Annotated in this window: 10 protein-coding genes and 4 tRNA genes; 13 read left to right on the forward strand and 1 reads right to left on the reverse strand. The window is 60.5% G+C overall.

Translation table 11 applies throughout. From position 1 onward, the window contains the following. Positions 1 to 1165 precede the first annotated feature (1165 nt). Positions 1166 to 2068, forward strand: a complete 903-nt coding sequence (locus IG168_RS20230; RefSeq protein ID WP_193166424.1) for an aldo/keto reductase — start codon at positions 1166 to 1168, stop codon at positions 2066 to 2068. 18 nt (positions 2069 to 2086) lie between these two features. Here IG168_RS20230 and IG168_RS20235 read toward each other — a convergent pair whose 3' ends face one another. Continuing rightward, positions 2087 to 3040, reverse strand: a complete 954-nt coding sequence (locus IG168_RS20235; RefSeq protein ID WP_193166425.1) for a hypothetical protein — start codon at positions 3038 to 3040, stop codon at positions 2087 to 2089. A 162-nt stretch (positions 3041 to 3202) separates the two neighbouring features. Here IG168_RS20235 and IG168_RS20240 point away from each other — a divergent pair, with 162 nt between their 5' ends. The 12 genes from IG168_RS20240 to IG168_RS20295 all read left to right on the forward strand — a co-directional run. Continuing rightward, positions 3203 to 4645 carry an alpha/beta fold hydrolase gene (locus IG168_RS20240; RefSeq protein WP_226877191.1) on the forward strand — a complete coding sequence of 481 codons (1443 nt, stop codon included), beginning with the start codon at positions 3203 to 3205 and terminating at the stop codon, positions 4643 to 4645. Further along, positions 4642 to 5391: an ABC transporter ATP-binding protein gene (locus tag IG168_RS20245; RefSeq protein ID WP_193166426.1), complete on the forward strand. Its 750-nt coding sequence runs from the start codon at positions 4642 to 4644 to the stop codon at positions 5389 to 5391. The genes IG168_RS20240 and IG168_RS20245 overlap by 4 nt, the downstream gene beginning before the upstream one ends. Further along, on the forward strand, positions 5388 to 6578 hold the full coding sequence (locus IG168_RS20250; RefSeq protein ID WP_193166427.1) for an ABC transporter permease: 1191 nt from the start codon (positions 5388 to 5390) through the stop codon (positions 6576 to 6578). Before IG168_RS20245 ends, IG168_RS20250 begins: the two co-directional genes overlap by 4 nt. Positions 6579 to 6602: 24 nt before the next feature. Then, positions 6603 to 7730, forward strand: a complete 1128-nt coding sequence (alr, locus tag IG168_RS20255) for an alanine racemase (protein ID WP_226877192.1) — start codon at positions 6603 to 6605, stop codon at positions 7728 to 7730. Positions 7731 to 7732: 2 nt separating this feature from the next. Continuing rightward, a complete protein-coding gene (birA, locus tag IG168_RS20260; RefSeq protein WP_226877190.1) occupies positions 7733 to 8734 on the forward strand; it encodes a bifunctional biotin--[acetyl-CoA-carboxylase] ligase/biotin operon repressor BirA in 1002 nt (333 codons plus the stop codon). Between the two features lie 2 nt (positions 8735 to 8736). Further along, the gene (locus IG168_RS20265; protein WP_193166428.1) at positions 8737 to 9489 is read left to right on the forward strand and encodes a type III pantothenate kinase; all 753 of its coding nucleotides are present in this window, start codon (positions 8737 to 8739) and stop codon (positions 9487 to 9489) included. Positions 9490 to 9545: 56 nt separating this feature from the next. After that, complete coding sequence (locus IG168_RS20270; RefSeq protein WP_193166429.1) at positions 9546 to 10238, forward strand: hypothetical protein; 693 nt, start codon at positions 9546 to 9548, stop codon at positions 10236 to 10238. A 136-nt stretch (positions 10239 to 10374) separates the two neighbouring features. Next, a tRNA-Thr gene (locus IG168_RS20275) sits at positions 10375 to 10450 on the forward strand. Positions 10451 to 10560: 110 nt separating this feature from the next. After that, positions 10561 to 10644: transfer RNA gene (locus IG168_RS20280), tRNA-Tyr, on the forward strand. A 66-nt stretch (positions 10645 to 10710) separates the two neighbouring features. Beyond that, positions 10711 to 10784 (forward strand) — tRNA-Gly (locus IG168_RS20285). Positions 10785 to 10899: 115 nt separating this feature from the next. Continuing rightward, a tRNA-Thr gene (locus IG168_RS20290) sits at positions 10900 to 10974 on the forward strand. Between the two features lie 124 nt (positions 10975 to 11098). After that, positions 11099 to 11201 (forward strand): GTP-binding protein (locus tag IG168_RS20295; protein WP_226877193.1); only part of this gene is annotated, 103 nt, incomplete at its 3' end.

An 11201-nucleotide genomic window follows, 5' to 3' on the forward strand; every position in this document is an offset into this window, starting at 1 on the left:
ACTGCCACTGCATACAGCCCACTAAGTTAAAGAAAGGTTGTCCAATCGGGTGGCCCTTTTTATTTGCAAAGCTTGTGAATTAATACTGCACTGTAAGAGATCTAATACTCTGCTCCCCCACGCAAGCTCTTATCTGATTTCTCCCAATTCCAAACTCTAGTCCTGCTCCAATTTCCGCCCATTTACCTTCATGGCCGCCTTCCAAAATTCCCCCCTTTCCCATCTGAATTTCTCGTCAACCATCTCCAGTCACGTCGAGATAAATGCGCATAATCCTACCGTCGCTTTTTTGCGCGCCTGCCGGAACCTGCATAAACACGCCACTCAAACCCTCTATCCCGAACTTATGCACAACTCTATCCAAGCTTTCTGTGGGTAATAGAACCTCCTATGTCGATCATCGATACTCAATCCAGTGGAGTTCCATCATCGGATGTATTGCTCGCTTGTCACTTACTGGAATACTTCGGCGAACTGTTGCTGTCACCCAAAAATCCTTGACAATGAATGGCTTACAAAATTTTTTTCGTCTAAAAAGTTGTGATCTGGCACGATAAGAAAAGGCGTTATTTGATCGTCGTTTTTTTAGACGACACGCCAGATGCAGTAACCATGGGCCCCAATTTGGATATCCAGCAGTTATTCACAACTCTGTCCAAGAATTCTGTGAGTAATAAGATGTTCAGCTATTTCGCTGTGGGGAAGAGGGGCTCTGTGTATAAATCACCGGAGTGGAGCTGACCTGAGGCACGTAGCTTAGGATCTTGAATTCAGTTTTGATTGATCGATGCCACCGCCGAAAAGGAGAAATCCAATCTGCCAGTCTCTATCAAAATTGATGGCGAGGCCGGGCCGCATCAACGATGAATCGTGGAAAGTAGCGAGTGAGTTTTTGCGATGTTTTTTTATGCGGTGGGCTGCAAGAGGCGCCGTTATGGGCCCCAGTGCGGCTGTCCAATGGTTATACACAGCTCTATCCATCGGTTCTGTGAGTAACCGATGGATCTGTTGAGTTCGCTTCATTTAAAGCCAGTCGAAGCTGTGCCCTGACCTCAGACTTGCTACTGGCAGTGTCCCAGCAAAGCTTTACAATGCCGCCTCGAGTGCCATTAACTGGCTGGCCCTGCCTGCCGGACTGATTTCTACCACTACAGAGTCTCTTGCCATGCAGCGAATTCAATCCCGTGTCGATCAGCACTTTTCCCTGTCCAGGATTGCCATGGGCCTGTGGCGCCTGGCGGACTGGCAATACTCTTCCCAACAGACGCTGGCACTGTTGGAGCAGCTGCTGGAGCGCGGCGTAACAACTTTTGATCTGGCCGATATTTACGGTGATTACCGCTGTGAACAGTTGTTTGGCGATGTGCTGAAGCTGAGTCCCTCGCTGCGCGAGAAAATGGAAATTGTCTCCAAATGCGGCATCAAGTTGATGGGCAGTGGCAATGACTACGGACTCAATCATTACGACAGTGGCGCCGTCCATGTAATGGCCGCTGCCGAATCGAGTTTGCGCAAGATGGGCGTTGATCAACTTGACCTGCTGTTGATCCATCGCCCGGATCCGCTGATGGATGCCGACGAGCTCGCCGGCGCACTGGACAGGCTGGTGGATGAGGGCAAAGTCCGCGCTGTCGGTGTCTCTAATTTCCTGCCGCACCAAGTGGAGCTGCTGCGTTCGCGCCTGCAGGCACCACTGGTCGTTAATCAGATCGAGGTGTCGCTGCTACACAGCGTGCCGATGTTCGACGGGCAGCTGGACCACTGCCAGAAAGATCACATTATCCCAATGGCCTGGTCACCCTTCGCCGGGGGGGAGCTGTTCAACGGCAGTGATGAAGCGGCATTGCGTGTACAGGCGTGTATGGAAGGGCTGTCGAAGGAGCTGGATATGTCGCCCCAGCAGCTGGCACTGGCGTGGCTGTTGAAGCATCCCTCATCGATGGTGCCAGTGCTTGGTAGCGGTAAGATCGAGCGCCTGAGCAGTGGTATCGCAGCGCTGGAAAAAGAGTTGCCGCGGGAGGCGTGGTTCCGCCTGTTGCGTGCCGCCCGCGGCCGGGATGTGGACTGAGTAAATGGCTCGCCGGGGTCAGCCGGCGTAGGCGTTGTCCGGTACCAGGTCGTAATTCTCCCCGCGCAGATCAAATTGTTCCAGCGGGGCTAGCTGGATTGGTACTTCGTAGTGGCGCAGTGGCTTGCCATCGCGCCAATCCAGCACTTCCAGCAGCTCGCCTTCGATTCCGTGGAGTAGCGTTTCAAAGTCTGTTATTGCCGCCGCGACCAGCGCCTGGTAATCCAGCTGGTTGCCGAGTTTGATAAAGCGGGACTCCCCGTCCACCTGCTCGATACGGAGCCATGCAATTCCGCGTTTGCTGTCGACTTCGCCAATGACCAGTGGGCCGAGCTGATCCTGGTACAGTGGCGACAGCTGGACACCGTCGTCCAGCGCTATCGGGGTTCCCACCCAGACCCAGCCCGGCAAGCCGATTCGGCTCAGTTGCCATTCGCTGAGCCAGACGGTCTGTTCGTCGTCGATACGGAATTCGCTGTATTCCCGTTGTCCCGGTCGATTGTCGAAATTTAGTTCGGCGGCCGGGTTGTCTTTGCGGAAGTTGTTGAGCTGCTGGGTCATTTCGTAATTGACTTCCCAGTGCTTCTTGAGGCGCCATTGAATCGGGTACTGGCCCCATTCAACAATGTATTCCTCCCGTTCACGCACGGTTTCCACCACCCGCCAGAAGGCACCGTCGATCAGGATGCAGGTGTCACCCGGCTTGCTGCCCGGGGCAATAATGCTGCACTCGGGTGAGGCTTCGGACGCATTGACCACATGTTCCCCGCGTCCTTCGATAACCTCGTACCAGGGAAAACCGTGACGCAGGGGCGGCGGGAAGGCCAGCGGCGGGCGACCGGCGAGCAGGCGCCGGAACAGTACAGACTTCTCGATTTCCATATCCGAGAGAGTGAAACCTTCCTTGTGGGTGATCTGGCCCCAGGCAAAGGCCGCTCGGATTAATTGTTTTTCTCGGTCTGAAAAGCTCATTGGAATATCGAATAGGGAAAGCAAAGCGGAACCTTACCACTGTGCGCCCCGTCGCGCTAATAGTGCGTCCTGTCGCATGGGGCCGCGGGGCGGCAATGCCGGGAAAAGTTGATAGACTGGCGGTTCGTTGTCAGGAGAAGTGAGGACGGTGTTGTGGAATGGATGCAACGGCTGCTGAAAAGCTTGATTCTAATGATCGCTGCCACCCCTACAGCGGTGACTATGGCCCAGGAAGAGCCGACCGCTAAGCGCTGCTATCTCGACGGCTGGGGCGATTCCCTGGCGTGTTACCGGGTGCCGGTCGGGGAAGCTGATAACCGGGAAGGGCTCGCCGTTATGGTCGCGCCCGCGGTAAACAGCAGCGGCCGCGAACCGCTATACCTGTTGGCCGGAGGGCCGGGACAGGCTGCCAGCGACCTGGCCCCCCTGCTGAATGCGTTTCGCAAGATCAACCGCGAGCACGATATCGTGATGGTAGATCGGCGCGGTGCTGGCCGCTCCGGCGCCTTCAACTGCGGCTTCGAGCGGGAGATGCCGGCGGATCTACAGCAGTTTTCCGCCGAGCTGGCCGAGTGCTACCTGCAGCACCCGGGGTTCGCCGAGCAGCTGAACAGTCGCCAGGCAGTTGAAGATCTGGAGCGGGTGCGCCGTTTTCTCGGGCACGACAAGATAGCACTCTGGGGCGGCTCATGGGGTACGCGTACCGCGCTGCTGTATCAGCAGTGGTATCCGCAATCACTGCGCGCGCTGGTGCTCGATGGTGTAGCGCCGATCGATACCAAAGTCTTTCTCGCTGCCAGTGCCGCGGAGCACGCGCTACAGCAGCTCGCAGATGACTGCGCGGCCGATTCCGGCTGCGCCCGCTTCGGAAACTGGCGCGGCGAGTTACAGCAATTACTAAATGACTGGAACGATACCCGAGCGAGAACATTTCCCGATGCGCTGACCGGCGCACCCACCGAAGAGCCGATGCTGCGCTGGGCGTTGGCCAATGCGATTCGCTCGGCTCTGTACGACCCGGCGGCCGCCGCGCAGCTGCCCTACGCAGTGGATCAGGCGAGTCGAGGCAACTATTTGCCGCTATCCGGCCTGACTGGATTGTTTGCCCACAGCAGCAACGGCATGGCCATGGGGCTGACTTTTTCTGTCGCGTGTGCGGAGGAATTGAACCGCATTACGCCCGAAGAAGTGGCCCGCGACAGCGCCGGCACTTTTCTCGGCTCGGCATTTTTCGACCTCTTTGCCACGGGGTGCAAATCCTGGCCTGTGCAGGCGAAGCCCTACAGTGCACCGGAGCCACGCGCACAGCCGGTATTGTTGATTTCTGGGACCGCGGACCCGATCACACCGCCGGTCTACGCCCACACTGCGCTGGGCTACCTGTCCGACAAACAGGACCTCGTGGTGCGCGGTGGCGGCCATATCAATTCCCGCCGTGGCTGTATTCCGGAGTTAATAGCGCAATTCCTCGACGCGCCGGACGTACCGCTGGATCAAAGCTGCGTCGCCGACATACAGCGGCCGCCCTTCATGGTCGCGGCCTATGGACCCGCGGTCACAGTCGACAGCCAATCACAGCCACAACAGGCGGGGGGGCAGTTATGATCCGCGTGGAATCGATCAGCAAGCGGTTTGCCGGTCGCCCGGTGCTTGAGAACCTCACTTTCGACCTGCCGGACGGCCGCATTACCTCCCTGCTGGGCGCCAACGGCGCCGGCAAGACTACCTGCCTGAGAATCATCACCGGGTTGCTGCGCGCCGATAGCGGGCGGGTGCACCTGGGCGAAATCGACGTCGCGCAGAACCCGATGGGCGCACGGCGGCAGCTGGGTGTTGTCGGAGATCGGGAGGGGCTCTACGAGCGGTTGACGGTAGAAGAATACCTGACCCTGTTTGCCCGCATGCAGGGGCTGGGCGGGAAAGGGCTGCGCCAGGCGCTGGCTTCGGTGCGTGACGAATTGGAACTCGAGGAGTTGTGGCGTCGACGCACGCGGGGCTTTTCCCAGGGGGAGCGCATGAAAGTTTCCCTGGCGCGGGCCCTGGTGCACAGCCCGCCGTACCTGATTCTCGATGAGCCGACGCGCGGGCTGGACGTGCTTGCGGCGCGGCTGTTGCGGCGGACACTGCTGCGTTTGCGCGCGGAGGGAGCGACCATACTGTTCTCCAGTCATGTGATGTCGGAAGTGGCGGAGCTGTCCGATCGGGTGCTGATCATGTCCGGTGGGCGCATTGTCGGGAACGGTACCCCTGACTCTCTGGTTGCGGAGACCGGCAGTGCAAACCTGGAAGACAGTTTTGTGGCGCTCGCCTATGGCGAGTCGCGTCGCGCCAACGAGGAGGTGCCGGCATGATGCGTCGACCGGATTATTCCGCCGCACAGATGGCGGCGCTGCTGCGCAAGGAGTTACTCGAGACCTGGCGCGACCGCCGCGCCCTGTTGATGGCAATCTGTTTTTCGCTGATGTTCCCGGCGATGCTGGCCGGCTCCACCATCTTTTTTGTCAAAATGCACACCGAGGAAAAAACTCGGTTAGCCCTGCTGGGGGTCGACAATGCGCCTTTATTAGAGGCGCAATTGCGCAGCGCCGATCTAAAAGTGGAAACGCTATCGGAAGGGGAACCACGCCAGCTGCTCGCCGGCGGCTATGATCTGGTGCTGCAGGTCGGTGAAGGGTTCGCCAGTGACTACCGGTCTTTCCGCGCGCCGGAGCTGTATCTCTACGTTGACAGCTCCTCCGCCAGTGCCGGGCGCGCAGAGCGCCACTTGCAGGAGCGCCTCGGCCAGCTGCAGCAACTGATTGCGGGCCAGCGCCTGGTAGCCCGCGGCATAGCACCGCAACTGCTCGTACCCTGGAAATTGCAGGTTCGGGATGTCAGCACGCCGTCCAGCCGCGGCGCGATGATTCTGGCCATGGTGCCGGGTCTGCTGATACTGACCCTGTTCGTTGCCAGTCTGGCGACGTCTGTCGATACCTCCGCGGGCGAGCGCGAGCGGCTGAGCCTGGAAACACTGCTATTGCAGCCTCTGCCCGGCTGGCAGGTGATCGCCGCGAAAACCCTCGCGGTGGCCAGTATGGGCTGGCTTGGTTCGCTGTTGGCGATCACCGCGCTGGTGGCGTTGATGCCGTTGATGCCGCTGGCAGAACTCGGTATCCAGCAGGCGACGACGGCAGCCGGGGTCGTCACCATGGGGCTGCTGTTGTTGCCACTGGCCCTGCTGGTGGCGGTGGTGCAAATCCTGCTGGCGCTGCGTTCGCAATCATTCAAGGATGCCCAGACCCAGTTGAGCATTCTGCAGCTGGCACCGGTCATACTGCTGATGGTACTGGATATGTCGCGGGTGGAGTTGAGTGATCATTTCTGGCAGCTGGTACCGCTGGTAGCCCAGCAGCAGTGGCTGAAATCGCTGTTGGTGGGGGATGCGGTGTCGCTACCCTGGGTGCTGGCCGGCTCCCTGGCGACCCTGGTGCCGGTAGTTCTGGCGGTTGCCCTCGGCGCTCGCGCACTCCGGCGTGAGCGACTCCTGAATGCCGTCTGATTGAAGCGGAAAGCCAATTTGAATATGGAACTCGACATGAAGGGTGATGCCCGCGAGGGGCTGCTGACCATCGACTTGCAGGCCCTCGGCGACAATTATTGCGACCTGCGCGCGCGACTCGGTGCCGACAGTCGTTGCGGCGCAGTGGTCAAGGCGGATGCCTACGGCCTGGGGGCGGCGCGGGTCGCGCCGGTCCTGTACGGGCTCGGTTGCCGCGACTTCTTTGTCGCCACCGAGGGCGAGGGGCAGCGCCTGCGTGAACTGATCGGCACCGACGCCCGCATAGTAGTGCTGACCGGCGTGCGTCCCGGCTTCGAGATGGAGTGTGCCCACAGCGCACTGGTGCCGACACTGTTCACCCTCGCGCAAGTGCGCGCCTGGGTCGCCGCCTGCGAGCGCGCCGCGGTTGCCGCGCCCTGTGCGGTGAAAGTGGATTCGGGCATGACACGCCTCGGTATGACCGCCGAGGAGTTCGATCAACTGCTCGCCGATCGGGCGCTATTGCAGGCCGCCAATATCGAGATACTGCTGAGTCATCTCGCCTGTGCCGACGAGCCGGCGCACCCACAAAATGCCGCCCAGTTACGGGATTTTCGCCGCGCCGGCGAGCGCTTGCGCGCGGAGTGCCCGAAGGTGGAGTTGAGTCTCGCGAATTCGTCCGGAATCTTCCTCGGGCCGGAATACCACTTCGATATTGCGCGGCCCGGCTCAGCGCTCTACGGAATAAACCCGTCCCCGGGGGCGCCCAATCCGATGCGCCCGGTGGTGGAATTGAGTCTGCCGGTAATCCAGAAGCGCCATGTCAGTGATGAGCGCTTTGTCGGTTACGGTGCGACCCAGGCTGTATCGCCGGGCAGCTGGCTGGCAGTTGCGCGTGGCGGTTATGCCGACGGTATACTGCGCGCCCAGGGTGGTCGCGGCTGCGGTTGGGCCTGTGGACGTCGCCTGCCGATAGTGGGGCGCGTTTCCATGGATTCCACGGTATTTGATATCAGCGCGCTGAGTGATGCGGAGCGCGAATCCCTCGCCAGTATCCAGGTGCTGAACGCCGAGCTCACTGTCGACGAGGTCGGCGGCTATGCGAACACCATCGGCTACGAGATCCTGACCAGTCTCGGCCACCGCTATTTTCGGCGCTATTTGGAAAACTGATTTTGTCTACGTCTACCGCAAAAAATGCACTGCAGCAGTTGCGCCCGGTGCTGGAACTGCTCGCCGACGGCGAAGTGCACTCCGGGGAATCCCTGGGCACCGCCCTCGGTGTCAGTCGCGCGGCGGTCTGGAAACAGCTGCAAAAACTCGAACCCTTCGGTCTCGCGCTGGAGTCCGTGAAGGGGCGCGGCTACCGGTTAGCCGGCGGGCTGAACCTGCTACAGCGCGGAACCATTGAGGGTGCTTTGGCGCCGGCGGCGCAGAGATTGCTCGGCGAACTGGTGCTCTGTGATCAGGTGGACTCCACCAACGCCCAGGTGCTGGGGATGCTCGAGCGTGGCGCCGGTCACGGTGTCGCCATGTTCGCGGAGCAGCAGACCGCCGGGCGCGGGCGTCGCGGGCGCAGTTGGGTGAGTCCTTTCAGTGGTGGTATCAACCTGTCTATTGGCTGGCAATTCGCCGGCGGTGTGCAGTTGCTAGAGGGGCTCAGCCTGGCGGTGGGTGTGGCACTGGCACGGGCGCTGGCGTCGTTCGATGTGCCCGATGTGCGCCTCAAGTGGCCGAATGATGTCTGGTGTCGCGGGCGCAAGCTGGCGGGGGTGTTGCTGGAGCTTAGCGGGGACCTCACCGACCGCTGTGCGGTCGTGGTCGGAATCGGCCTCAACGTGGGCTTGCCCCAGTCGAGTGCCGCGGCCATCGATCAGCCGTGGATCGACCTGAATACGGTGCGCCCGGGGATTGATCGCAACCTGCTGGCGGCGGCCATGTTGAATGAATTGTTACCCCTGCTGGAGAGCTACCCGGCGCGGGGATTTGCCGCCTACCGCGACGAGTGGCAGGCACTGGACCAGTTTGCCGGGCAGCAGGTGCGGCTGCATTCGGTGCAGCATGAGTGGTGTGGCGTTGCCAGCGGTGTCGATGACAGCGGTGCGCTAATCCTGAATGTGGACGGAGACCGCCGCGTATTCCATGGTGGCGAAGTGTCGCTGCGGGGAGTCGAGTAGCGATGGGCGAGCCCGCGCCAATTCTGGAGCTCGACCTGGGTAATACCCGTGGTAAATGGCGGCTGCTGCAAGGTTCCGATGTGCGTGCGCGTGGCAGTCTACCGACGGAAGCGCTGCGCGGCGGCGAGCTGCCGCCCGAATGGCTAGAACTGGGCCCGCAGCGGGTGCGCGCAGCCAACGTCGCGGGTGCCGCGGTCGCCACCATGTTGCAAGACGCCATCCACGCCCGGTTCGGCCTGGAAGTGGAGTTCGCCCGCGTCGAACCCCGCCGGGCCGGCGTCACTTGCGCCTATCGCGACATCGCGCGGCTGGGAGTGGATCGCTGGTTGGCGGTGCTGGCTGCCTACCGGCGAATTCAACGAGCTGCGCTGATTGTGGACTGCGGCAGCGCGGTGACGCTCGATCTGGTGGATAATGGTGGGCAGCATCTCGGCGGGTATATCCTCCCCGGCCTTGAACTGATGCGCCGGGCGCTGTTCAAGGACACCGATGCGGTCAAGGTGCCCCACGCCCTGGAGGCGGGCATGTCGCTGGCGCCGGGTCGGGATACCGACTCTGCGGTCAATCGCGGTCTGCCTTTGATGGTGTTGGGTGCGGTGGATCGCGCCTACCAGATGCTGGTGGCCGCAGGGGGTGGCGAGCCACTATTGTGGTTGACCGGTGGTGACGGCCCGTTCTTTTCCTCGGTCTGCACCCTGCCGCACCAGCTGGTGCCGGAGCTGGTGCTCGACGGGCTGGCACACAGTAATCCATAGCGGGCGAGTGCCCGCACCACCTGACTAGATCAATAACTGACAATTAAATCGGATATATGCGCTGGATAGTTCTCGCTTTACTGCTCGCCAATATCGGTCTGTACGCCTGGTTCCGTACTGCGGACCACGCTCCTGTCACCGTCACCCAGACGATGCCGGCTGGACCCCAGTCTGATGGGGGTGAGCAGATCCGCCTGTTGAGTGAGGTGTCCCCGGACGAATTGCCCCGGACGAAGAAAAAGCCGGCGCAGGCCGCGGAGCCCCCTCCCGGGCAACTGTGCACCATGCTGGGACCTTTTGCCGAAGATTACCAGGGTGAGGATATCGTCCAGCGCCTGAAGGCCCTGCAGGTACAGGGCGAGTTGCGTGACATCGAGATGGCGGGTCAGATGCGCTACTGGGTATATCTGCCACCGATGGATACGCGTCGCGAGGCGTTCCGTAAACTCCGCGAACTGCAGGGTGCCGGTGTGGACAGCTATGTTATACCCAAGGGCTCGCTCGCCAATGGCATTTCCTTTGGCATCTTCTCGGAGCGCGAGCGTGCCGAATCGCTGGCCGGCGAACTTCACGAGCGCAATATCGCCGCGCAGACCCGCGAAGAGCCGCAGACCTACCTGGAGAGTTGGATCGTCCTGCCGCCAGGGGAGGTCGAGCGCCTCGCCGACGATTTCTGGGCGCAGTTGCAGGTGGAGTATCCGGACCTGGATCGGCGGCAAAACCTGTGCAGCGAACTGCAATCCGACTAGCTTGCCAGGCTGTGATGCGGGGAATTCGCTGTCGGGAAAATTTCTCGCCGATCAACGGTTGCTTGTCGGCATAACATCCCCTAGAATCCCGCCTCCACTTACGGGGCCGATGTGGTTCCGGGGTGGTAGAGACAGTGCTGGCGTAGCTCAGTTGGTAGAGCAGCTGACTTGTAATCAGCCGGTCGGGGGTTCGACTCCTCTCGCCAGCTCCATTTTGTCTCTCGCGTTGTTTTGCTTTAGGTGTCACAGGTAAGTCTGTGAATTTGAAGGAAAAAATGTTGACAGCGCGACGGCCCGTGTAGAGAATACACGCCGCTTTCGAGCAGGGGTTCCCGAGTGGCCAAAGGGATCAGACTGTAAATCTGACGCGCAAGCTTCGGTGGTTCGAATCCACCCCCCTGCACCATATTGAGACGCCGAGAGGTGTCGCCAGCGGAAGGTTGAAGGCCTTTTGCTTGGAGGTTCCCCGCGTGCGGGCATAGTTCAATGGTAGAACCTCAGCCTTCCAAGCTGATGATGCGGGTTCGATTCCCGCTGCCCGCTCCATACTATTGTGTGGGGTAAGGTGGGGAAAGTCGCCAGGAATGGCGCATGGCAAGTGATCGGGATTGATTGCTTGTCGCACCGGTATCCTGTGGGATGTCGGAGCAAGCATGATTGTGCTCATGTAGCTCAGGGGTAGAGCACACCCTTGGTAAGGGTGAGGTCGGCGGTTCAAATCCGCCCATGAGCTCCATTTTTGATGGCCGCAGGGGCAGGTGTCCCTGCGGCTATTTGTATCCGGGTATCTGTTTGCCCGGTTGCTCTGGTTCTGGAAATAGGTCGCTCTTACCGACGCGCCCTATATTAGGAGGCTCGCAATGGGAAAAGAAAAGTTTGAACGTTCCAAGCCCCACGTAAACGTGGGCACCATCGGTCACGTTGACCACGGTAAAACCACCCTGACTGCCGCGCTGACTCGCG

Origin of the sequence: Microbulbifer hainanensis, from assembly GCF_014904735.1 — a bacterium.
GTDB lineage: Bacteria > Pseudomonadota > Gammaproteobacteria > Pseudomonadales > Cellvibrionaceae > Microbulbifer > Microbulbifer hainanensis.